Genomic DNA, 25,055 nt, shown 5'->3' on the forward strand with positions numbered 1-25,055 from the left:
CGGTATCGATGACGTTTATTCTTAGCTTCTTAGCGCTTCAGCAATGGCGCTTGTTTTACGCTTCTCTAGCTCTTCTTTAATCGCTTGGCCTTTAAAACCATCAGCAATGATTGTTTGTACATTAACGTTAATGGCGGCGTGATAGGCTTGCTTTACTCTTTCTGCTTGTGGGTAAGGCTGGTTTTCAAGACCTTTTCTCCCTCTATGGTCAGCCTCACAACACAATAATACTTGCGCAAGTTTTGCCGGTTTTCTCCATACATCCAGTTGCGAAAATATTTTCACAAAAGTCGCGGGTTTAAGCTCGTGCGCACGGTGGATATTAGAATGCTGAGCACACACGGCGAGGGCAAGATCTCGGTATTCATTTGGCACTCGAACGCGTTGGCACAGCTGTTTAATCAGCTTTTGTCCAGTGTGGCAGTGCAGTTTATGGCTTGGCCATTCGTCGCGAGGTGTGACACCCTTACCTAAATCGTGAACTTGCGCTGCAAAACGAATGGTCGTTTCCGCGCTCAATTTACTGGCTTGCTGAGCCACTAATAACGTGTGGATTCCAGTATCTATTTCGGGATGCCATTTTTCTGGTTGTGGAACTCCAAATAGAGCATCAATTTCTGGTAATACAACTTTGAGTGCGCCACACTGTCGCAGTACGTCAAGGAATACCTCTGGGTGCGGTGTGGATAGTGACTTGTGCCACTCTTGCCAAACACGCTCTGGCGTTAGGTGTGCGAGTTCACCATCATCAACAATGCGTTGCATCAAAGACAAGGTTTCTGGCGCGACGGTAAAACCTAAGTGTGCTAACTTCGCCGCAAAGCGAGCGACGCGTAATACTCGTAATGGATCTTCGACAAATGCCGGTGAAACATGGCGCAATACACGCTGTTCAAGGTCTAGGCGCCCTTGGTAAGGATCGATGATATCGCCCTGTTGGTTTTGTGCCATGGCATTAATGGTGAGATCACGACGTTGCAGGTCTTCCTCTAGTGTCACATCGGGGGAAGAAAAGCATTCAAAACCCGTGTAGCCATGCCCGGATTTTCGCTCTGTACGAGCAAGAGCATGCTCTTGTTTGTTCTTTGGATGTAGGAAGACAGGAAAGTCTTTACCAACCGCTTGAAAACCCGCATTAAGCATTTGTTCTGGCGTAGCGCCGACCACAACCCAATCTTTGTCATAAACGTCAAGCTTGAGTAATTGATCGCGCACTGCACCACCGACAAGATAGACTTGCAAATTGGCTCCCCTTTTTCATACTTTGCCGTTGGCATTCATTAAGCTCAATGGTACTTTGCTTTTTGTCATAATGTAAGGACGAGAGAATGTATAAGGATTTTTTTGGTTTTCATGAGGTACCGTTTTCGATTGTGCCTAGCTCTCGTTATCTGTTTCTCAGTCAACGACACCGTGAAGCCATGCAACACCTCCAGGCCGGATTAGGCCAAGGTGGAGGGTTTGCTATGTTGACGGGGGAAGTTGGAACTGGAAAAACCACCGTTGCTAAAGCCATGCTGGCAGCGCTTGACGACAAAACGGCGTCAGGTCTTATCCTCAACCCCACTTTTTCGAGCCAAGATTTACTAGAAGCGATCTGTGATGAGTTTGCGATTGTTTATCCAGAGAGTGCTTCTTTAAAACAGCTGAGTCAGGCTATTTATCGTTACCTGCAACAAAACGAAGAGCAAGGGATTAACACCTTAGTCGTCATTGATGAAGCTCAGCACTTATCTGCAGACGTTCTTGAGCAGTTAAGGCTTTTAACCAATCTAGAGACGGATGACCGTAAGTTGCTAAAGGTACTACTTATCGGGCAGCCAGAGCTGCAAGATAAACTGCGTACCACGCAATTACGCCAACTCGCTCAGCGCATTACCGGGCGGTATCATTTGCTACCGCTGACTGAAGGGGAAACTCGTCAATATATTGAGTTTCGCTTGTCGATGGCTGGTGGAGAAACGAGTCTATTTTCAAAAGGTGCAGCATCGGTGATTAACCGTGCCAGCCAGGGGATCCCAAGACTGATTAACCTTATCGGTGATAAGTCATTGCAGTACGCTTATCATTCTGGTCAAAAGGAGGTTTCAAAATCGTTGGCACAAAAAGCCAGTGAAGATATTTTGTCTTTTCAAGCACCAGGTTTTGCAAATGCTGCCAGTGAGCACGCCTCAGAAAAGATCGCATTCCGATGGCGGCCTATCGCCAGTTACGTCGCCCTAGCGACGATCGGAGTTGCGCTTGCATCGTTGATGTACTTTAAGGGAGCGGATGTGATGACGGCGCTGCAGGCGAGTCAATCATCCACAAGCCTTGAAAATGATAATAGTCACGCACAGCTAGAGAGTTCTGCGGTGCAAGAGCCGAGAGTATCAGCCCCTGTTGCAGAGCCACAACCGTATTCAGAAGCGCTGCTTCAGTCGGTGTTTTTGAGGCAGGATAAGGTCGCAGCGATACAAGAGCTTTATAACGTCTGGGGCTATCAAGCGAGCGTGCTTGACGGTATGTGCGAGAGCGAAAGTAACAGTTTGTTTATGTGCCAAAAGCGTTTGGGAACATTGCAACAGGTAGTGTCGACAAACCTACCCGTCGTGATGCCGATGTATCTTGATGGCAAGGAGAGCTTTGTTGTGCTGTATAAACTCTCCCAGACCCATGCGGAGCTACTCAATGGATCTGAGCGTTTTCAAATCCCTGTTGCCACCCTTGAGAGTTTATGGACAGGGGAGTTTTACTTTATTTGGCAACGAGCGCTAACCAGCACGCTACGATTAAATCAGCAAGGGGAAGCGGTGCGACTATTGGATGAAAAGCTTTCTCAGGTGCTCGGCAGTCGCCCTTCTGGGAGTGATGTGTTTGACCAGCAATTACAGCGTAAGGTGGAAGTGTTTCAACGTTGGCAGAAGATGGATGTTGATGGGATCGCTGGACGTAATACCTTACAGAAACTGGAATTATTGACTCAGGTTGATGCCCCTTCATTAAGTGGAAAGATTGCAGGGGAGGAAAGCTAGTATGCTTATGAATTTCACTAAGGCTGCCGTTTCAGCGTCTTTGATGGTAGCAATGGTAGTGCCGACCGCGATGGCTTCTGAAAGTGGGGGCACTGCAAAATCGCCTGCTATTGAACCAGCCTCGCAAGCGCATGGTGAAGCGCTGCTATCGGCAGACTATATTGTATTGGAATACCCCGATTTTGGCGTGTTGAAAGTGTTACCAGAAAAGGATTTCCCCCCTATTTACTCCGGTAAAAAGCGTTCAGAGCCTTACGTGACTGAGGTGCAGAGCGAAGAGAAAAATCATGCTGATGATCCGTTGCTGGAGCAAACCTCATCAGATGAGCCATTCACGCTGGATAACTTAGATTTAAGTGGACTTGATCCTGATATCGCTCGTAAAGTGGCGTCAGCGATGAATAAAATTGATCAACAGAGCGCAGCGTCATCGAGTCACATCTCACTAGAAGAAAACACCAGTAAGTATCAAGGCCGTTTACCGCCATTGAATTTGCAAACCCATATGTATTCTTCAGATTCTCAGCGTCGTTGGATTAAGATTAATGGTCATGAATTAAAAGAAGGCGATCGGCTTAATAATATCCAGATTGTCGAGATCACGCCGCAGTTGGTGACGATTCGTTTTGATAATGAACTGATTGATATTCCTGCGTTGTATGAGTGGGGAGGCTAGGGACTAGTTCAGTTAAGGCCATATTAATTGGGCGATATCAGCGAAAAATCTATCGGATAGACGCTTATTGTCCAGCACCCTGTCAGGGAAAGGCCGCAGTGAGAGCGCGGCCTTTTGTCAGTAAAGTCGTTAGCAATAAGCGATGACTCGTTTAAGCGCAAACGGTAGTTGATTTGAAGCCGTTATTGCTAGGCCGAAATAGCGACTTATTACCGTAGAAATAGCTACCGTAGTAAGTTGCTAACGTAATAAGTCGCTCATTCATGTGGCAACGAATGGCATGTTATTGAGCGCCTGAGGCTTCTAATGCACCAGAAGAGACCGCAAGGCTGTTGTCTAGCGAATACTCGGTCGAAAAGGTCTCATTTGGAAATAAATACTCAGCTTCAGTCAGCACCTGTATGGCTCGACTGCTATCCCCAATGGCGTAATACGCTAAAATCAAATTTTGATAAAACGCCGGTCGTGGCTTACGTTTTATGATGTCGACAGACCAATCAATATACGGCTGAATGTGTTGCGGTTGCTGGCTACTTAAGCCTATTTTTAGGTAGGTGCTGTACACGTCCCAATCATATCGGTCCTTCCACACGACAGGGTTACTCACTTGCTGAAGAATATCAGGGTCAACGGGTGTGGTTTGTTCAAACTTGGTCAGCACATAGTTCGTATGCAGGGCCGCTCCCATATAAAGTGTTGTTACAATCGGAATAACAAGCGACATAACACGCAGCAAGGTTTTTGTGATGCGAGAGAATGACGTTTGTTTGAGTTGTGAACCTCGTTGATCCACCCAGTAGATAAGCACGATAAACGTTATCCAGTGAATCAAAGAGTGATAGAAAGGGTATTCAAGCTGAGTGTGCAGCACCAGAGGAATAAACAGAGCGAAGATAGCCAGTCGGGTACCCGGCTTAGAGGTATAGATGCGGCTCAAGACAAACCCCGCCGCCAATAAAATGCCCAGAATCGTGACGACGCCCCCCTCAACTCCCCAGTAAAGCAGCTCATTATGTGGGTGATCGAGCGCAGGGAGACCGGGCTCAAACCGGTCATTAAGTTGGTGCTGGCGCGCGGTATATAGCATGTATTGTGACTCAAACTTACCTAGCCCATACCCTGTAAACGGTTTTTCAATCAACATATCAATGGATTGACTAAATAGCGTAGGACGGATGTCGTGCAGTTGAGCTTTGTCTTCTACAAGCGCTTGATTGCCATGACCAGAAAATAGTAACAACAGACCTAGTGCGACACCGGTTAAATTCGCGAGAGTCCAACCCCGAAAACGTTTACGAGTCGAATGGCGATATAAATAAGGGACTAAGAAAAGAGCGCCAATACTAGCGCCTAACCAGCCCGTTCTAGACGCTAACGAAATGATTAAGGGAATCAGAATAATCGGTGTGACGTACAATAATGAAACGTCACTAATACGGCGATGGTACTTGTGTTTTTGACGAGCTAATAGATACCCTGATATGACCAATCCAGTGGCAAGGAAACTGGCCATGACATTGGGTTGCTGAAAGATGCCATAAGGGCGATTCAGCTCGGTGTCGTAGCCGAAAATATTGTCACTTGGTAAGCAAAAAAGTTGGATGTAGCCAACGAGTGCTTCAATAAGGCAGGCGAGAACCACTAACCAAAGCAGACGCTGCTTCTGTTTATTAGTGAATTGGAATTGTTGAAGTAATACAAAAAATAAAAAGCCACCCCACAGAGTAATGAAGCGTGGTAGCACATTGGTAAAATCTGGTTGGCTATAAATCAGCGGTAGGGTTAAAAACACGCACGACGCTAACAAGCCAACGGTAAGTTTGCTAAATCGTAAGTACTGGTTGCTGCCCATTTGGTATAAACCAATGGCAAACGCCAGACTAAATGCTATCCATGTCGTATTGTTAAACGACAGCGCCAGGCCGACTCCGCCTGGGTTAGGCCAGAAAAAATGCATGGCGACGAGATAGAGTAGAGCCATCACTGTAAGGAACTTTCGGTTTAACGGTGGATGTGTGCGGCTTGCGCCTAACTCAGTGCCATTAATTAATGTGGTTGCCATCGTTGATGTTGTTTCACTATATCTAAGGGAAAATGAGTGCCTCATTGAGTCGGCACCCAAGGTAATGGGGACTAATTTACCTTTTTAGCACAGTTTTTAATAACTAACCTAGCTTTAAACCCGCAACTTTGCTTCCAAGAAGTCATGAGATTTCTTAGAAGCAAAGTTGATCGCAAGTCTGATGGTTAAGCGCGTGGAATAAGCTTACTGTTTTGCCTTTGCGGTCAGCATTGGCTTTAAGAATCTTGCCGTATGTGACCCGTCGACTTGTGCCACCGCTTCTGGCGTGCCCTCGGCAATAATTTCACCGCCACCTTGACCGCCCTCTGGCCCTAAATCAATCACCCAGTCTGCTGTTTTGACAACATCTAAGTTATGCTCAATCACCACCACGCTGTTGCCATGATCACGTAGGCGGTGCAGAACAGAAAGTAGTAATTCAATATCATGGAAGTGAAGACCTGTTGTTGGTTCATCCAAGATATAGAGTGTTTTGCCAGTATCGCGTTTAGAAAGCTCACGAGCGAGTTTGACGCGTTGTGCTTCACCGCCTGACAGCGTTGTCGCCGCTTGGCCTAGGCGAATGTAAGACAACCCAACATCCATCAGTGTTTGCAACTTTCGTGCGATAACAGGCACAGGATCAAAGTAAGCGCGAGCATCTTCGACGGTCATTTGTAGTACTTCGTCTATCGTCTTGCCTTTGTAGCGGATCTCGAGTGTTTCACGGTTATAGCGCTTACCTTTACAAACATCACAAGGAACATAAACATCGGGTAGGAAGTGCATTTCAACTTTAATGACCCCATCCCCTTGGCACGCTTCACAACGCCCGCCTCGGACGTTAAAACTAAAGCGACCTGGTTTATAGCCACGAGAACGAGATTCTTGAGTCCCCGCAAAAAGCTCACGAATCGGAGTGAATATGCCAGTATACGTCGCCGGGTTAGAGCGTGGCGTTCGGCCTATTGGGCTTTGGTCGATATCGATAACTTTATCAAAGTGCTCCAAGCCTTCGATCTTCTTGTAAGGCGACGGCTCTGCGGTCGTCGCTCCGTTAAGTTGCGTATGAGCAATCTTAAAGAAGGTGTCATTGATAAGGGTGGATTTCCCCGAACCTGATACACCAGTAATACAGGTGAATAAGCCGACAGGGATCGTTAAATCCACATTCTTCAGGTTGTTGCCTGTCGCACCGGATAAGGTGACGACTTTTTTAGGGTCAACAGGTGTGCGTTGCTTTGGTATTGATATTTCACGCTTACCACTTAGATATTGCCCTGTTAACGATGCCTCGGATGCCAGAATGTCATCAATTGTTCCTTCTGCAACAATTGATCCACCGTGTACGCCAGCGCCAGGGCCAATATCGATGACATGGTCAGCGGTACGAATGGCATCTTCATCATGCTCAACAACTAGTACGGTGTTGCCTAAATCTCGTAAGTGGATCAGGGTATCGAGCAAGCGCTCATTGTCTCGTTGGTGAAGACCAATAGACGGTTCATCCAGTACGTACATCACACCAACAAGTCCTGCACCGATTTGGCTAGCGAGTCGAATTCGCTGCGCTTCACCACCGGATAATGTCTCGGCACTGCGTGATAAATTCAAGTAATTGAGGCCGACATTAATTAAGAACTGAAGTCGGTCATTGATCTCTTTCATCACTTTATCAGCGATCTGTGCACGTTGACCTTCTAAGGTTAATGAGCGGAAAAACTCCATAGAATCGCTGATGCTCATTTCGACAATTTCAGGCAACGTCGTGTCTTGGATAAAGACATTTCGAGCTTCTTCTTTTAGGCGAGTACCGCCACAAGATGAGCAGGATTTAGTAGAAATATACTTGGTCAGATCTTCACGAACCGAGTTTGATTCTGTGTCACGATAGCGACGCTCTAGGGTATTAAGGATCCCTTCAAACGGATGGCGCTTAACTCGGATATCGCCACGGTCGTTGACATAATTAAATTCAATTTCGGTTCGGCCAGAGCCTTTTAATACCACATCCTTAATTTTCTTGGGTAAGGATTTGAAGGGTGCGAACAGGTCAAAATCGTAATGTTTGGCCAGCGACGATAGCATTTGGAAATAATAGTAGTTCTTTTGATCCCAGCCTCGTATTGCCCCTTCGGCAATGCTGATGGTTTCATCTTGAATCACGCGAGCAGGGTCAAAGTACTGCTGTACGCCCAGCCCATCACAAGTGTGGCAGGCTCCGGCTGGGTTATTGAAAGAAAACAGTCGCGGCTCGAGTTCTTGCAGACTATAGCCACAATACGGGCAGGCAAAGTTAGCCGAGAATATAATGTCTTCTTTTTCGGAGTCATCCATCCAACCCACCGCGACAATGCCACCAGAGAGTTCTAATGCCGTTTCAAAGGACTCTGCCAGTCTTTGTTGCAGGTTATCACGTACTTTAAAGCGATCGACGACCACTTCAATGGTGTGTTTTTTATGTAATTCGAGCGTTGGTGGATCGGAAAGATCGCAAGTCTCGCCATCGATCCTTGCGCGAATGAAACCTTGCGCGGCGAGGTTCTCTAGCGTTTTGACGTGCTCCCCTTTTCGTTCTTTCACTATAGGGGCAAGCAACATCATTTTAGAGCCTTCTGGCAGCTCAAGTACTTTGTCGACCATTTGGCTAACGGTTTGTGCGGCCAATGGAGTTTTGTGCTCGGGACAGCGAGGCTCACCAACACGTGCATATAGAAGACGCAGGTAATCGTAAACCTCAGTAATGGTACCAACGGTTGAACGTGGGTTATGAGAGGTGGATTTTTGCTCAATGGAAATCGCTGGCGATAGCCCTTCAATATGGTCGACGTCAGGTTTTTCCATTAAAGATAAGAACTGTCTCGCGTAAGCCGATAATGACTCCACATAGCGCCTTTGCCCTTCTGCATACAGGGTGTCGAATGCTAGCGATGACTTACCCGAGCCAGAAAGACCGGTAATCACGGTGAGTTTATCGCGAGGAATCGTCAGGCTGACGTTTTTTAGGTTATGGGTACGAGCACCCCTAACTTCGATCTTATCCATTGTAGCCACTCATGTAATACGTAGTGCGATAAGTATTACATAGTGTGAAGTTTGTGCAAAGAAATACTGGATAAAAAAACAGGTTAATTTACTAAGAAGCGGGGGAGAATAAAAACGCCACCTTCATAACGGAAAGTGGCGTTAATAGTGAGCGAACACCGAGTTTAATTAGGCTTTCTTAGTTGCGTGTTTGCCTAGCTCAGAGGTTTTTTCATCTTTTAGATATAGGTTTTCGAAACAGTAGTTTGTCGCTTCAATGTAGCCTTCGACGCTACCACAATCAAAGCGTTGACCTTTGAATTTGTAGGCAAGGACGCAGCCGGATTTTGCTTGCTTTAGTAGTGCATCGGTAATCTGAATTTCACCGCCTTTACCTGGTTCTGTTTGCTCGATCAGCTCAAAGATATCTGGAGTAAGGATATAGCGACCAATGATGGCAAGATTGCTAGGTGCGGTACCCGCCTCTGGCTTTTCAACCATGTCGTCAACGCGGAACAGATCGTCTTTGATCATTTCGCCAGAAATGACGCCGTATTTGTGTGTTTCATTTTCTGGGACTTCTTGAACAGCAACAATTGAACAGCGGAACTGTTTGTACAGGGCGACCATTTGCGCCAGTACCCCTTGCTCTTCGTTGACGCAAAGATCATCGGCTAGCACGACTGCAAAAGGTTCATCGCCGATGAGCTCACGGCCCGTTAGGATAGCATGACCTAGGCCTTTCATTTCACGTTGGCGAACATAGGTAAATTGCGCAGAATCGATGATATCGCGGATCTCAACCAGCAGCTCTTCTTTGTTGGTGCCGCTAATCTGATGTTCTAGCTCATAGTTTTTATCAAAGTGATCCATGATCGAGTGTTTACCACGACCTGTCACAATGCACATTCCATCCATACCTGCTTGAATCGCTTCTTCGACACCGTATTCAATAAGTGGCTTGTTCACCACTGGCATCATCTCTTTTGGCATTGACTTTGTTGCTGGAAGAAAACGAGTTCCGTACCCAGCAGCTGGGAATAGGCACTTTTTAATCATGATAAAACCCTTTATCTTTATAGTCTGTAGTTTGCGTTACTGACGAATATTCTGCCGCTAGTCTACCGCTAATTAAATCCAGATAACAGCCTTATCCTAAGTTGGGCGGGTGAGGCATTCATGATTGATTTATCAATGTTTTGTGGTAAGTCTAGTTTTATTCGTTAAGAGAGTAAGTGTTGGTTGGCCCATGCAATAGCTTGTAAGCGGTTTTTAACTGATAGCTTTCTAAATATCTGATAAAGATGTGATTTTACGGTGGATTCGGTAATGAATAGATCCTCAGCCATTTGCATATTGGTTGCCCCAGATTGAAGACTGCGCAGGATATCAATTTCGCGAGCGGTTAGGTCAACCACTGCTGGAGACGTATTGGCGGACACGACGTGTCGATAGTGATGTAATAATTGACTCGAGACATCCCGAGGTAACCAGTTTTTGCCATTAATGATTTCATCAAAGCCTTTGACGATCTTCTCTGGTGATTCATGGCTATAGAATAAGCCTTTAATGTTGCCGTAGCGCAGGATGGTTTCCGTGGTGAGTCTATGCGGAACGTTGATTAAAATGGTTTCAAAGTGCTTACTCACTAAAGGGAGGTTAAGTACTTGCTGGAAGATGTCTAGCGAGGCGTGGTAATCAAACAATAATATTCGGTTACGTACTTTGTCTCTCGCCACCATCAGGGCTTCCGGTTGAATAACATCGATGGCATTGATACTTAACTTGGAAAGTTGTTCCACAAGAGGATCGGGCGAACTCGTGCTTAGTGCCACATGCTGAATGATGCGTTTGTAGCTATTTTTTCTCATAAGAATGACTTAGTCCGATTGTTTTTATGCATGCTGACGAGTATCGGAGCTAGGTTCTAGACCGGAAGGATACATTTGAGACTCAGTTAAAAAATCTAAGTAATTGATATAAGTCTTATGTTGTCGGTGATGGTGGTCAGTTCAAGAATTAGAGCTTGATCCCTATCATTGGATTGATTCATTAAGCGCTGTTGTCGAAATGAAGTATCGTGTTATCCTATTGTGCTAAATTTAAAATATCTATTGTGGTTACGGAGCAAAACATGGCAAGCCGTGGAGTAAACAAAGTCATTCTAGTGGGTAACTTAGGTAACGACCCAGAAATTCGTTACATGCCAAACGGTGGTGCGGTAGCGAATATCACAATCGCAACGTCAGAATCTTGGCGAGATAAAGCAACGGGTGAACAGCGTGAGAAAACAGAGTGGCATCGTGTTGCTTTGTTTGGAAAGCTGGCTGAAGTTGCTGGTGAATATTTGCGTAAAGGCTCTCAAGTTTATATTGAAGGTCAACTACAGACTCGTAAATGGCAAGATCAAAGTGGTCAAGACCGTTATACAACAGAAGTGGTTGTACAAGGCTTTAATGGCGTGATGCAAATGCTTGGTGGTCGTCAAGGTGGCGGTGCTCCAATGCAGCAAGGCGGCATGAACCAAGGTGGTATGCAGCAGCAATCTCAACAGCCTCAGCAAGGTTGGGGTCAGCCACAACAGCCGGTTCAGCAGCAGTCTGCTCAACAGCAGCCAGCACAGCAAAAACCTGCGCAACAACAGCCACAGTACAATGAACCGCCAATGGATTTTGATGACGATATCCCGTTCTAAATCGGCCGTTCTTGTGAGTAGATATTCTACTTGCTGCTCGAATTGAAAAAACCGCGAGTAATCGCGGTTTTTTTCGTTTATTAGAGTTAGAGCAACTATTAGAGTCTGGGCATTGGATGAAGCTTAACCCTGTTGAGTAAATTTGATATAACAATCAGTTAGCGCACTCAGTTGTTTATCCATGTGACAAAGTGATGATTGATGGATAACGCGCATATTTCTCTTATGATTAAGAGAAGATAAATGGGTCAAAAAGGACTTGAACATTTATGAGACAAACTCCCACCCTTAAATTAAGCACTCGCTTGGTTGCCTTTGTGACCGTGATTGTACTCAGTGCGGTTTTTATTTTGTTTGTCGGTGGCACATTGTCGATAAAAAAAATGGGACAAGAGTACCTTAACCACCATCTGTCGGGCATTGTTAAAGTTATTGATAAAGAACTTGAAGATCCTGATGCGGCTTATATGATGCAACGTTGGATGCCAAAAATGTTGCAGGCAAGCAACATTATTGAGATGCAGCTTTCTTCATCTGCCGGTGTGGTTTACCGCTACAAAAATACCTCTCCCATGATTGATCGCACGATCATCTATCAAAGAACCTACACCTTAGAACGCAATGATGGCTACACCATTAGTTTTACCGCTCTGCCTCCTTACCTTGGTGTTCGTTATTCCTTAGAGGCGATGTGGTCGGTGACGTTAGCATTTGGGTTGATAGTCTTTTGTTTAATGCAAGGTGTGAAGTGGCTACGACTACAGCTGATCGGTTCAGAGTTGCTCGAAGAGCGTGGTCGAATGATCTTAGGGGGCCGAGTTGAGCAATACGCGAAGGGAGACTTACGCGAATGGCCGTATACCGCGAGTGAAGCTCTCGATATTCTGATCGAAGAATTGCAAGATGCTAGGCAAGAGCGCAGTCGCTTTGATACGTTTATTCGTACTCAAACTTTCCTCGACCCTTTGACAGGCAGTGCAAACCGAATGCTTTTCGACAGCAAGCTTGAGTCAGCTCTGTTAGAAAGTGGCGCACAAGGTGGCGTGATGCTGTTTCGTATCGAGGATTGGGATCAGGTGACCGAGCACAACAGTAAGGCGGTTTCTGATGACTTCTTAATTGAGGTCGGTGAGGTACTGTCTAATGCGGTACAAAAATACCCTGATGCCATTTTCTCTCGTTATTTTGATGCCGATTTCGCGGTATTTATCCCCCACCAAAGTGCAAAAGATGTCGCTACGCTTGCTAATCAGTGCTTACGTCAGTTAGCCAAGGTGACGCCACCACTTCCTCTGGATGAAGACAATTGGTGTCACATCGGGGTCAGCATGTATGCGGAATCTGAACGCCAAGGCCGAATTATGGAAGAGGCTGAGACAGCACTGAAAAGCGCCCAGCTGCAGAAGGCGAACAATTGGAGCCGCTACAGTAAACAAACACAAACGATGGATGAGCGTGGCAGTGTGCGCTGGCGAACTTTGTTTGATAAAGCCTTGTTGCCTGAAAATCTACTGATCTTTTCTCAGCCTTGTTATCTCTATGAAAAGGGAAAAGATCTGCACGTACTGCACCGTGAGTTATTTGCTCGAATTGAAGATCCTGAACGTGGCGTGGTGAAAGCCTCACGTTTTCATTCCGCGCTTATTCAAGTGGGCTATGAGTCCAATTTGGATCGCTCGGTCTTGAACAAAGTGATTCGTAATATCAAGCAAGGAAAGGCAATACTCCCTATTTCGATCAATTTATATGTGGTTCCCTTTGCTCACAAACGCCACTTTAAGTGGTTTAGAGATGAGCTGCTTCAGTTGCCTATTGCGCAGAGACAACAGTTAGCGTTTGAGTTTTCTGAAGCACGAGTCATCCAACATTTGGATTATATTCGCCCGGTGATTAGGATGCTGTCAGGGTTAGGTTGTACCGTCATTATTGGTCAAGCAGGGCGCTCGATTGTTAGTACACATTACATAAAAGACCTTAAAGTCGACTACTTAAAACTACACCGCAGCTTGATTAAGAAAATCGATCAAAGAGATGAGAACCAACTGTTTGTCCGTAGTATGGTTGGTGCCTGTGGTGATTCGACAACCAAGGTTATTGCTGTTGGTGTAGAAACGAAAAAAGAATGGCATACATTGATTGACCTTGGCGTAAGTGGTGGTCAAGGCCGTTATTTTGCCCCTGAAGTTCAATTGCTACCGGAAGCAAGTAAGAGAGTTGCGGCAATTAAACCGGGTCGACGAAACCGTTGGCGAAAGACATAACGACGTTGCGTTGTTAATGATGTGTGTGGAATATTTGCTTTCTGAATGAGCGCGCCCCTTTTTTGAGGGCGCTTGTCCAATCTATAGTGCTCACATGTGAACACACCGTGATGAATCCGGTGCGTACTCTCCGTGCGATTCTATCCCCGCTTTGCCCATATGCGCTATTTCTTGCATTGTAGGAAAATCATTGTTCACTTAGAACGCCATGTCTTTTTCACAATAAACTGGCCTGTCTAGTGGCGAATTATTGTCAATTTTTTGCGTTAAGTAAGGAAACTGTAAGAAAATGAGGTTTTCAGCCCATGTTTCTGCTCCAATGCCTTGCTGATATGGCAAGGCATTGGTACATTTAGTGCAATTTTTGTCTTCTCATTCTTGCAGGACGAGCGAAGAATATGTTTAAAAAACTGCGTGGCATGTTTTCTAACGACCTATCGATAGATCTAGGTACTGCCAACACACTGATTTATGTAAAAGGCCAAGGTATCGTCCTAGACGAGCCTTCTGTAGTTGCTATCCGTCAAGATCGTGCGGGTTCGGCGAAAAGCGTGGCAGCAGTAGGACATGCTGCTAAGCAAATGCTAGGTCGTACTCCGGGTAACATTTCGGCAATTCGTCCAATGAAAGATGGCGTGATCGCGGACTTTTATGTGACTGAAAAAATGCTTCAGCACTTTATTAAGCAAGTGCATGACAATAGCGTATTAAAACCAAGCCCACGCGTGTTGGTTTGTGTTCCTTGTGGCTCTACTCAAGTAGAGCGTCGTGCGATTCGTGAGTCAGCACTAGGTGCTGGTGCTCGTGAAGTGTATTTGATCGATGAACCAATGGCAGCTGCGATTGGTGCGGGTCTTCGTGTATCAGAACCAACGGGTTCGATGGTTATTGATATCGGTGGCGGTACAACTGAAGTGGCGGTGATTTCACTTAACGGTGTGGTTTATTCTTCATCTGTGCGTATCGGTGGTGACCGTTTCGATGAAGCGATTATCAATTATGTCCGTCGTAACTACGGTAGCTTAATTGGTGAAGCGACGGCTGAAAAAATTAAGCATGAGATTGGTTCTGCTTATCCGGGTGATACGGTTGAAGAAATTGAAGTTCGTGGGCGTAACCTTGCTGAAGGTGTGCCACGTAGCTTCAGCCTAAACTCCAATGAGATTCTAGAGGCGCTTCAAGAGCCACTAACTGGTATCGTTTCTGCGGTAATGGTTGCGCTAGAGCAATGTCCACCGGAGCTTGCGTCTGACATCTCTGAGAACGGTATGGTATTAACGGGTGGTGGTGCACTACTTCGCGATCTCGATCGTTTGATTACAGAAGAAACTGGTATTCCAGTGGTTATCGCTGAAGACCCACTAACGTGTGTGGCTCGTGGCGGCGGTAAAGCATTAGAAATGATCGACATGCACGGTGGCGATCTGTTTACTGAAGAATAATGGTTTCACTCTGGTTTTAGTGTGGCACTGAAACCAGAGTCCACATTAGGATAATGAGTACATGAAACCAATATTTGGTCGAGGTCCTTCCTTACAACTTCGCCTATTTCTTGCGGTATCTCTATCAGCTGGCTTAATGCTGGCTGATAGTCGTTTAGATACATTCTCTAATTTCCGTTACTTACTCAATAGTGCCGTCGCGCCCATTCAGTACGCTGCTAACTTGCCTCGAAGCATGTTTGATGGTGTGTATGAGCGATTTAACACACGGCAGGGTCTAGCAGAGCAAAACATTAACCTTAAGCGCGAAGTCTTACGTTTAAAGAGTGATTTGATTTTGTTGGATCAATATCGCGAAGAAAACCAACGATTTCGCGAGTTATTGGGGTCATCGTTTGTCCGAGATGAAAAGAAGGTTGTGACTGAGGTCATGGCAGTAGACACCTCTCCTTATCGTCACCAGGTCGTGATTGATAAAGGCAGAATTGATGGTGTTTACGAAGGGCAGCCAGTGATCAATGAAAACGGTATTGTTGGGCAAGTGACATTTGTAGGCGCCCACAACAGCCGAATTATGTTGCTCACGGATTCAAATAGTGCAATTCCTGTTCAGGTTATCCGTAACGATATTCGTGTGATCGCATCTGGCAATGGTGCAATTGATGAAATCCAACTAGAACACATACCAACCAGTACTGACATTCAGCAAGATGACTTGCTTGTGACGTCGGGGTTAGGTGGCATTTACCCAGAAGGTTATCCTGTGGCGCATGTTAAGCAAGTGCAGCGCGATAATCGTAGAGAGTTTGCTAGCATCATCGCAGAACCAGTGGTTGATTTTGACCGTTTGCGTTACTTATTGTTGATTTGGCCTAACCAAGACAGGCAGCAGCAAGAAGTTGAAGCGACGCTGAATGCGCAATAAGAGACAGAAATAGACTATGACTAATCGTGGATTCCGCAGTCAGCTAGTAATTGGATTTTCATTGCTGGTGGCGCTTACCCTACAAACGATACCTTGGCCGGGCGTACTCGATTTTATTCGACCGTCATGGCTGCTATTAGTGATGTGTTATTGGGTGCTCGCATTACCGCATCGCGTCAATGTGGGTACTGCGTTGTTTGTTGGATTAGTGTGGGACCTACTTGTGGGGTCTACACTTGGTATTCGTGGCATGATGATGTCCATCATTGTTTATGTGGTGGCACTCAATTTTCTTGTTTTAAGAAACATGGCGCTGTGGCAGCAGGCGACAGTGATCGGTTTGCTGTCCATGGGGCTAGAGGTTGCAATCTTTTTCGGTGAGTATTTGATCCAAGACGTGACTTTTAATCCGATGTCGCTGTGGAGTGGGTTGATTAACTGTATACTTTGGCCATGGATGTTTATGTTGCTGCGTCGTATTAGAAGGCATTGGCATGTCAGGTAACCGAGAAGAACATAACGCAATGAAACATCAGATCGTATTAGCCTCAACCTCGCCGCGACGTAAAGAATTGCTTAACCAGTTGGGTTATGAATTTTCGACCGTTAGCCCTGATATTGAAGAGTTAAAAGGCGAGCAAGAGAGCGCTGAAGCGTATGTGGAGCGCTTGTCGCTTGAAAAAGCACTGGCTGGACTAAAGGCAATTGAAGATGGCAGTGATGGGGCCGTCGTGATTGGCTCTGATACGGTTGTTGTCCAAAATGGCAAGGTTTTAGAAAAGCCAGTTGATTTTGATGATGCGCAACGGATGTTGCAATTATTGGCGAATGATCAGCACCAAGTGATGACAGCAGTAAGTGTTGTGTCTACTGATAAGCAAGCATCTGTCGTTGTGAAGACGGATGTTTGGTTTAAACCACTAACTGAAAATGAAATACAACAATACTGGTTAAGTGGTGAGCCACGAGATAAAGCTGGCAGTTATGGAATTCAAGGACTCGGAGGGCGTTTTGTCTCTCGTATCGAAGGAAGCTACTACGCGGTAGTAGGATTGCCACTCTATGAAACTGACCAGCTCTTGCAAGAATTTATAAATAATTAAAAATTGAGGTGCGCTCATGAGTGCAGAGCTGTTGATAAATGTGACTCCAAGTGAAACAAGAGTTGCAATGATTGAAGGTGGAATTCTTCAGGAAGTTCACATTGAGCGTGAAGCCAAACGTGGCATTGTGGGTAATATCTATAAAGGGAAAGTCAGCCGAGTATTGCCGGGGATGCAAGCTGCTTTTGTGGACATAGGTTTAGAAAAAGCCGCGTTTTTACACGCTTCAGATATTGTACCGCATACCGAGTGTGTGGCAGAAAATGAAAAGAAGCAGTTTCAGGTTAGAGATATTTCTGAACTGGTTCGTCAAGGACAAGACATTGTCGTTCAGGTGGTGAAAGACCCACTTGGCACTAAGGGTGCTCGTTTAACCACGGACATCACCTTACCCTCTCGTTATCTCGTCTTTATGCCCGGCGCAAGCCATGTCGGTGTTTCTCAGCGCATTGAAAGTGAAAAAGAAAGAAATCGACTCAAGCGAGTGGTGGCGGACTACTGTGATGAGAATGGCGGTTTTATTATTCGTACCGCAGCGGAAGGGGCGAATGAAACAGAATTAGCGCAAGATGCTCAGTTTCTTAAACGCTTGTGGCTTAAAATCAATGAGCGACGAACTAAGTATAAAACACGCTCTACCTTATATGGTGAGCTTGGTTTAGCGCACCGAATTCTGCGTGATTTTGTGGGTACTGAATTGACCCGAATTCAAGTGGACTCTCGTTTGGTTTATGAGAGTCTGAAAGAGTTTACTCGCGAATTTGTACCAGAGTTGGAGTGCCTACTAGAGCTCTATGAAGGTGATAAGCCGATCTTTGATATGTACGACACGGAAAATGAGATTCAACGTTCTCTAGAGCGAAAAGTGAACCTCAAGTCCGGTGGTTATCTGATCATTGATCAAACGGAAGCGATGACAACGGTTGATATCAATACTGGCGCGTTTGTTGGGCGCAGAAACTTAGAAGACACCATATTCAATACCAATGTAGAGGCAACTCAAGCGATTGCTCGGCAATTAAGGCTGCGCAATCTAGGCGGTATTATCATTATTGATTTTATCGACATGACGATTGAGGAGCATCGCCAGCGAGTATTAGCCTCGCTTGATGCCGCGTTAGCTAAGGATCGAGTCAAAACCAATATCAATGGTTTTACTCAGCTTGGGTTAGTCGAGATGACACGTAAAAGAACACGTGAAAGTATTGAACATGTTCTCTGTAGTGGTTGTCCAACTTGTGAAAGCCGTGGTTCGGTGAAGACAGTAGAAACGGTATGTTATGAGATCCTTCGTGAGATTACTCGTGTTAACCGAGCCTATGATGCAGACAAGTTTGTTGCTTATGCGTCTCCTGCCGTTGCCGAAGCGCTAGAAGGCGATGAGTCTCATGCGTTGGCTGAGCTTGAAGTCTTTATTGGTAAACAGGTTCGTATTCAAGCGGAACCTTTGTATATTCAAGAACAATTTGATGTTGTTATGATGTGATGAGTAGTGTGTGAGTCCTCGCGTTAATCAGTTAGTACGTTTTTTCCTTTGGATATTGTTGACCGTGTTAGTGTTGCTTGCTACTACGGTCACAGTGTTGCGCGTCACTTTGCCTCAGCTTAACCGCATACAGCCCGAAATTGTTGCTTGGATCAACCAAGGAACGGGATTTGATGTATCGATCAGTGACGTTCGAGGTTTTTGGCGCAATACCCATCCTTCCATCTCCTTACAGGGCGTTGTGGTTGGTCTGCCTAAAAATGAACAAAGTAAGTTCGAAGTTGCTAATCTGGAACTTGAGTTTGATTTGGTTCAAACGGTAATACAGCGTCAGCCCGTTATTGCTGATATGTCGATCAACGGTATGATTTTAGATATTCGTACCGTTGATCTGCTTAAGGCGACTAGTAACAAAAGCGAGCTGAAGCCACCTGCTGGCAATGAGCCTGCTAAAAATGCCGAAGATATTATTAATCGACTTGATAATATTTTACTGCGACAACTTGACCGCTTCTCAGTCGTTGAATCGACGATTTTTTATCAAGCCATCTCAGGAGAGCCTCGCGAGCTAGATATTACCAATTTGCAATGGCGAAATGAAAATGCTCGCCACCTTGCACAAGGGACGGTATCCATTGCCGATGCCAATCTAGATTCATTGGAAGTACGTGCGGATTTTATTGATAACGGCAGTTTAAGTGATGTTACTGGTTCGTTTTACGTCACGTTAGATAAAATGTCGGTGTCTCCATGGTTAACCGACGAAACGGCAAAGAAAACCGGGATCACTGGAGGGGATACTAGCCTGCGAGCTTGGTTAACCCTTGATAAAAGCACCGCTAAAGAAGCGTATGTTGAAGTGTTACCTTCCGAGCTGATGTGGGAAAAAGATGGCGTAGAAAACCAGTTAGTTCTTGAGTCGGCTTTGCTACATCTTCACCCGTCTAAAACAGGGTGGCAAATTAACGCCCATGAAATCACCGCCAGAACGAATGACACGCCTTGGCCAGAATTGGATATTGCCCTTGATTGGAACCGTCAAAATCAATGGCAGGTGAATCTGTCTCAATTAGAAATTGACGCTTTAAAACCGCTTGCTTCATTGGCGCCAGATGCGACGGTCACCGAGTGGCTAGATAAGCTGAATCCTGGTGGGCGGATTGAAGACATTCGCATTGCCCAGCAAGGCGGTCCTGATTCACTTCAATATTCTGCAAGTTTTCAGCAAATGTCGCTATCGCAATGGGCACTATTGCCGGGCTTTTCTCATGTGTCAGGCAGTCTGGCGGGTAATCTGAATAAAGCCAAAGCAACGGTGATGGTCATTGATGATAAATTCCCTTATGGCGATGTGTTTCAAGCACCGTTGAATATTAAGCAGGGCTTAGTTGATATTCATTGGGAGAATCATGGCGATAAGGGCTGGTCACTATGGTCTGATAAAGTGACGGCTGCGACCGCCGATATTCAGGTTTTAGGCGCATTTCGACTCGACTTTCCCAAAGATAGTAGCCCATTTCTTTCATTTTATGCTGAGGCGGATCTCTACAATGCTGGTGAGACTTGGCGCTACCTCCCTACACTCGCGCTTGGGCAGAGTTTAACGGACTATTTGTCTGCTGCGATTCAGGCAGGGCGCGTGAATACTGCGAAGCTGCTTTGGTACGGCCAGCTGTCTGATTTTCCGTATAACGACAATAATGGCATGTTCCAAGCTTGGGTCGGCTTGCGTGATGCCAAGTTTAGTTTTGATACTAACTGGCCACCATTAACTAACCTTCAATTGGATTTGTTATTCCAAAATGAAGCGATGCATATTGACTCAAAAGCAGCCACGCTTATGGGCGTAAAAGGTAAACGAATTACGGGTCGCATCCCTGAGCTCCGAGGCGATGGGCACCTAGAAATTGAAGCGAAAGCGGCGGGAAGTGGCAGTGCCGTCCGTGACTATATGATGGCGACACCTTTAGTTGGCTCGGTTGGTGCCGCGTTGACTGCGGTTCAAGTTAGTGGTCAAGTCGACGCGGATTTTCAGTTATACATTCCATTTTCCGAAGATCCAACGCCATCGAGAGCATGGGGTTATGCGGAACTTAAAGACAACCATGTTGAGATAGATGCGCCGCCGATGACACTAGAAAAAGTGTCGGGAAAAATCGCATTTGATAACGACCTAGTGAACGCGAAAGGACTATCCGCAACACTACTAGACCAGCCGATAACGCTTGATTTTGATGGTCAAAATTCAGGTAAAGGCTATGGCGTGAATATCGATGCTATCGGTGACTGGACGATGGCACCGCTAGAGCCTTATGTAGGTGAGCGCTTTGTAAGTGGGCTTAAGGGGCATGCGCCTTGGAGTCTAGATGTCGACCTACAGCTCAATGATGTTGGCTTTACCTATCAATTAGACTTGAATGCCAATTTGGTGACTCTCGCCAGTGAATATCCTTACCCATTAAAGAAAGCATTTGGTGAGGCAGGGAAAGCAAGATTACAGGCTTCTGGTAACCAGCAAGCTATCTCGGCGCGATTACAGCTTCCTTCTGTGAAGTATCAAACTGAAATTGATATAACAAAAGAAACGCCAGTATTGAAAGCGACCAACTTAGTGCTGGGTAAAGGTGGTTTCAAAATTAGTCCTATTGTGGGACATGATTTTCAAGTTCGCTCCGATCGGTTTAGCTTTGATGAGTGGAGCGCTCTCGCTAAGCAGCCACCAAGCACCAAAAAGGCGCTTTTGGATGATTTGAATACCCCAACGATTCCGCTACCCACGCGTGTTTATATTGAAGCGAAAGAGTTGACGCTCGGCGGGATTGAATGGCATGACGTCGACTTTAATGCTCGCCATAAGCAAGGTGGCTGGCAGTTTGAACTGGATAGCCAAGAAGCGAAAGGGCAGGCTAATTACAGTGATGATAACCAGCTTTACGTTGCGCTAAAACGATTGCACATTTACCTACCATCACTCAATGAAGCATCAGATAAAGATGAGCCAATCATATTGCAGGAGGACTTGTCTGCACCATTAGTGAGCGAGTTTGACCGTGACTTCTTTAACTCTCTGCCTGACAGTAAGCTTAAGATTGATGATTTTTGGTTCCAAGGTTATAAAGTGGGCAAGGTCGATATGGACGTGTCTCGCCAAGGGAACAAGTTAGTTTGGAATAAGCTCAATCTTAGTAGTGGCAGCAATACCATTAATATAGATGGTGATTGGATGGTGGCTGGCGAGCAAAGTAGGAGCCACGTCAATCTTAGCGTTGAGGGTGAGAATAATAGCGATTTGATGGAGCGATTTGGAATTACTTCTGGTATTCAACGAGCGCCTTTTGAATTGAACTCTACGTTGTCATGGGACGGGGCGCCTTGGTCAATGCGGGTGGATACGGTAAATGGAGAGATTAAAACCAAGCTAGGCAAAGGGGTAATTTCCGATGTCAGTGGTGCGGCTCGTTTATTAGGGTTATTTAGTTTGGACTCTATCATCCGTAAGATGCAGCTCGACTTTACCGACGTATTTGATAAAGGGATGGCTTTTAATTCCATTACCGGTAGCGGCAAGATACGCGATGGTATTTTTGTGACTAACGACATTGAAATGGATGCCGTTGCAGGCGAAATGAAAATAAAAGGCTTAGCCGATTTATCGGCTCAAACGGTGGATGCTGAAGTGAACTTCACTCCAGACATGACATCAGGGATCCCTATTATTACCGCGTTTGCCGTGACGCCACAAACAGCATTGGTTGTCTTGGCGGTAACGACAGTCATTTCACCTGTGGTTGAAGTTGTCACTCAGGTGAATTACTCAGTGAAAGGAAAGCTCGACTCACCTGTCGTGAGTGAGATATCGCGAAGTAAGGGGGAATACACACTCCCTGATGATTTAAAAAAGGAGCAAAAGTAATCCATGAGCAAGGAACGCTTCGGTATTATTCAAATGACTTCGGGACCAGATCCTAAACAGAACTTAGCCTTTATAGACAAGCAGGTTCAGTTTCTTGCCAGCAAAGGGGCAACATGGGTTCTCACGCCGGAAAATTCACTGGTGTTTGGTAAGAGAGAAGAGTATCACCACTACGCAGAGCCGCTTGGAAAAGGGGAATTACAGCAGCAGTTAGCGGCTATAGCCAAAGCCAATAACGTGAATCTAATTGTGGGTAGTTTCCCAATTCGACGCTCTGAGACAGAGGTGAGTACCACGACATTAGTGTATGACGGTAACGGGCAGCGATTAAATCACTATGATAAGCTGCACATGTTTGATGTCGATGTTGATGATGGGTTTCAGCGATATAGAGAATCTGAGACATTCAAACCCGGCAACAGCATGGCCATGGTACCAGTGAATTTTGGTGCGATAGGCCTAACAATTTGCTATGACTTGCGCTTTCCTCATCTCTATAGTGCATTACGAGCGCAAGGTGCCACTGTGATTGTCGTGCCTGCCGCATTTACCGCGGTGACCGGGCAAGCGCATTGGGAAGTGTTGCTGCGAGCGCGAGCAATAGAAAATCAATGTTGGATCGTAGCGGCGAATCAGTGTGGTACGCATCCTTGTGGCCGCGAAACTTGGGGTCACTCGATGGTGATTTCTCCATGGGGAGAAATACAAGGTCAACTGGAAGGTCAGGTTGGCACCATCATTGCCGATTTAAATTTTGATGTTGTTAATGAAGTCAGGCAAACCATGCCTGTTGCGAAACATATTCGCTTCGAACAACATCTACACTCATTACCATAATAAGAGTATGAATATGGAACGCATAGAAGATGCGCTACTTGGGCCAACAGGTCTTACAGAGCAAGATATCGAAGCTACACTAGCCAGCATTGCGACTCGCCAGATCGACTATGCGGATATTTACTTTCAGTCTAGCTGGCATGAATCTCTAGTTCTTGAAGATAGTATTATTAAAGATGGCTCGTTCAATATCGACCGTGGTGTTGGTGTGCGTGCCGTTACGGGTGAAAAAACGGGTTTTGCCTATTCTGACCAATTGACCCTCGACGGGTTAAAGCAAAGTGCGATGGCGGCACGTGGTATTGCTCAGCAAGGGAAAAGCGCTTCAGTTAAGGCGTTGACTCGACGCGATAATCAAGTGTATTACGCAGCGGTTAACCCGCTAGAAAGTTGGGAAAAACAACAAAAAACAGAGCTATTAAAAGAGTTGGATGCTTACATCCGTACTAAGGAGCCTCTGGTGAGTGAGGTTTCGGTTAGCTTAAGCGGTGTCTATGAGCAGATGTTGGTTGCGGCAACGGATGGGACATTAGCTGGGGACGTTAGACCTTTGGTTCGTTTATCTATTAGTGTGCTAGCTCAGAAAGGCGATCGTCGAGAGCGCGGCAGTGCTGGTGGTGGTGGTCGTTATGGTTATGACTTTTTTATCTCTGATGAAAATGGCAGACAAGTGGCTTATCACTATGCCGATGAAGCAATTCGTCAGGCGCTGGTCAACTTAGAAGCGATTGATGCCCCTGCTGGCACAATGCCAGTGGTATTGGGATCTGGCTGGCCAGGTGTTTTATTACATGAAGCGGTTGGTCATGGCTTAGAAGGTGACTTTAACCGCAAAGAGTCATCGGTTTTCTCGGGTAAAGTGGGTCAGAAAGTGACCTCTGAGCTTTGTACCATTGTTGATGATGGCACGCTTAAAGATTTGCGTGGTTCATTAAATGTGGATGATGAAGGGGTACATGGTCAGTACAACACCTTGATAGAAAATGGTGTGTTAAAGGGCTACATGCAAGATAAGCTGAACGCACGTTTAATGGGTGTCAATCCAACAGGTAATGCACGCAGAGAATCTTACGCTCATTTACCTATGCCACGCATGACCAATACTTACATGTTGCCAGGGCAACATACGCCGGAAGAAATCATTTCGACGGTGAAGAAGGGCTTATATGCGCCTAACTTTGGTGGTGGTCAGGTTGATATCACATCGGGTAAGTTCGTTTTCTCTGCCTCTGAGGCATACTTGATTGAGGATGGTAAAATTACCACTCCAGTAAAAGGCGCAACCTTGATAGGATCTGGCATTGAAGCGATGCAACAGGTGTCGATGGTAGGTAATGATCTAAGCCTAGACCGAGGCGTTGGCGTGTGTGGTAAGGCAGGTCAAAGCGTGCCAGTTGGCGTTGGTCAGCCAAGTCTGAAAATCGATGCGCTTACCGTGGGTGGCACAGACTAAATTTATGTGAAGTCACTATAACGCCGTTGGGCACTTAGTGATAAGATCTTGAAAATCGCGGCGAAATGCCGCGATTTTTATTGAAGTTAGCCTAATAATAGGCACTATCCTGCAGGACCCAGGACCCAGGACCCAGGACCCAGGACCCAGGACCCAGGACCCAG

General features: G+C 45.8%; 17 protein-coding genes. 12 read left to right on the plus strand and 5 right to left on the minus strand.

Annotation, left to right across the window (positions count from 1 at the left end):
* Positions 1–21 precede the first annotated feature (21 nt).
* On the minus strand, positions 22–1,242 hold the full coding sequence (locus L4D05_RS18615) for a multifunctional CCA addition/repair protein (RefSeq protein WP_428794898.1): 1,221 nt from the start codon (positions 1,240–1,242) through the stop codon (positions 22–24).
* An 86-nt stretch (positions 1,243–1,328) separates the two neighbouring features.
* On the opposite strand from L4D05_RS18615, the gene L4D05_RS18620 reads away from it, so the two are divergent.
* Positions 1,329–3,014 (plus strand): ExeA family protein, encoded by a 1,686-nt coding sequence (locus tag L4D05_RS18620; RefSeq protein WP_428794899.1) that lies wholly within the window; start codon positions 1,329–1,331, stop codon positions 3,012–3,014.
* Position 3,015: 1 nt separating this feature from the next.
* Positions 3,016–3,690, plus strand: a complete 675-nt coding sequence (locus tag L4D05_RS18625) for a general secretion pathway protein GspB (protein ID WP_428794900.1) — start codon at positions 3,016–3,018, stop codon at positions 3,688–3,690.
* A gap of 283 nt (positions 3,691–3,973) precedes the next feature.
* Here L4D05_RS18625 and L4D05_RS18630 read toward each other — a convergent pair whose 3' ends face one another.
* From L4D05_RS18630 to L4D05_RS18645, 4 genes are all read right to left on the minus strand, one after another.
* On the minus strand, positions 3,974–5,752 hold the full coding sequence (locus L4D05_RS18630) for a PglL family O-oligosaccharyltransferase (protein ID WP_428794901.1): 1,779 nt from the start codon (positions 5,750–5,752) through the stop codon (positions 3,974–3,976).
* 204 nt (positions 5,753–5,956) lie between these two features.
* Positions 5,957–8,797: an excinuclease ABC subunit UvrA gene (gene uvrA / locus L4D05_RS18635; RefSeq protein ID WP_428794902.1), complete on the minus strand. Its 2,841-nt coding sequence runs from the start codon at positions 8,795–8,797 to the stop codon at positions 5,957–5,959.
* A gap of 168 nt (positions 8,798–8,965) precedes the next feature.
* On the minus strand, positions 8,966–9,835 hold the full coding sequence (gene galU, locus L4D05_RS18640; RefSeq protein WP_428794903.1) for a UTP--glucose-1-phosphate uridylyltransferase GalU: 870 nt from the start codon (positions 9,833–9,835) through the stop codon (positions 8,966–8,968).
* A 164-nt stretch (positions 9,836–9,999) separates the two neighbouring features.
* Complete coding sequence (locus tag L4D05_RS18645; RefSeq protein WP_265676275.1) at positions 10,000–10,647, minus strand: LuxR C-terminal-related transcriptional regulator; 648 nt, start codon at positions 10,645–10,647, stop codon at positions 10,000–10,002.
* Positions 10,648–10,910: 263 nt separating this feature from the next.
* Here L4D05_RS18645 and L4D05_RS18650 point away from each other — a divergent pair, with 263 nt between their 5' ends.
* The 10 genes from L4D05_RS18650 to tldD all read left to right on the plus strand — a co-directional run bounded on the left by L4D05_RS18650 (position 10,911) and on the right by tldD (position 24,891).
* Positions 10,911–11,471: a single-stranded DNA-binding protein gene (locus L4D05_RS18650; RefSeq protein WP_265676273.1), complete on the plus strand. Its 561-nt coding sequence runs from the start codon at positions 10,911–10,913 to the stop codon at positions 11,469–11,471.
* 269 nt (positions 11,472–11,740) lie between these two features.
* The gene (gene csrD / locus L4D05_RS18655; RefSeq protein ID WP_428794904.1) at positions 11,741–13,732 is read left to right on the plus strand and encodes an RNase E specificity factor CsrD; all 1,992 of its coding nucleotides are present in this window, start codon (positions 11,741–11,743) and stop codon (positions 13,730–13,732) included.
* Positions 13,733–14,130: 398 nt separating this feature from the next.
* Positions 14,131–15,174, plus strand: a complete 1,044-nt coding sequence (locus tag L4D05_RS18660; protein ID WP_250617449.1) for a rod shape-determining protein — start codon at positions 14,131–14,133, stop codon at positions 15,172–15,174.
* 61 nt (positions 15,175–15,235) lie between these two features.
* A complete protein-coding gene (gene mreC, locus L4D05_RS18665; RefSeq protein WP_428753289.1) occupies positions 15,236–16,099 on the plus strand; it encodes a rod shape-determining protein MreC in 864 nt (287 codons plus the stop codon).
* Between the two features lie 16 nt (positions 16,100–16,115).
* Entirely contained in the window at positions 16,116–16,604 is a 489-nt protein-coding gene (gene mreD / locus L4D05_RS18670; RefSeq protein WP_428753287.1) for a rod shape-determining protein MreD, read from the plus strand.
* Complete coding sequence (locus tag L4D05_RS18675; RefSeq protein ID WP_428794905.1) at positions 16,594–17,202, plus strand: Maf family protein; 609 nt, start codon at positions 16,594–16,596, stop codon at positions 17,200–17,202. The genes mreD and L4D05_RS18675 overlap by 11 nt, the downstream gene beginning before the upstream one ends.
* A 16-nt stretch (positions 17,203–17,218) precedes the next feature.
* A complete protein-coding gene (gene rng, locus L4D05_RS18680; RefSeq protein ID WP_428753284.1) occupies positions 17,219–18,688 on the plus strand; it encodes a ribonuclease G in 1,470 nt (489 codons plus the stop codon).
* A 10-nt stretch (positions 18,689–18,698) separates the two neighbouring features.
* Positions 18,699–22,601 (plus strand): YhdP family protein, encoded by a 3,903-nt coding sequence (locus L4D05_RS18685; protein ID WP_428794906.1) that lies wholly within the window; start codon positions 18,699–18,701, stop codon positions 22,599–22,601.
* Positions 22,602–22,604: 3 nt separating this feature from the next.
* The gene (locus tag L4D05_RS18690) at positions 22,605–23,438 is read left to right on the plus strand and encodes a carbon-nitrogen hydrolase family protein (RefSeq protein WP_428794907.1); all 834 of its coding nucleotides are present in this window, start codon (positions 22,605–22,607) and stop codon (positions 23,436–23,438) included.
* A 7-nt stretch (positions 23,439–23,445) separates the two neighbouring features.
* The gene (gene tldD / locus L4D05_RS18695; RefSeq protein ID WP_428794908.1) at positions 23,446–24,891 is read left to right on the plus strand and encodes a metalloprotease TldD; all 1,446 of its coding nucleotides are present in this window, start codon (positions 23,446–23,448) and stop codon (positions 24,889–24,891) included.
* Positions 24,892–25,055 lie beyond the last annotated feature (164 nt).

Origin of the sequence: Vibrio nomapromontoriensis, from assembly GCF_050337205.1 — a bacterium.
GTDB lineage: Bacteria > Pseudomonadota > Gammaproteobacteria > Enterobacterales > Vibrionaceae > Vibrio > Vibrio nomapromontoriensis.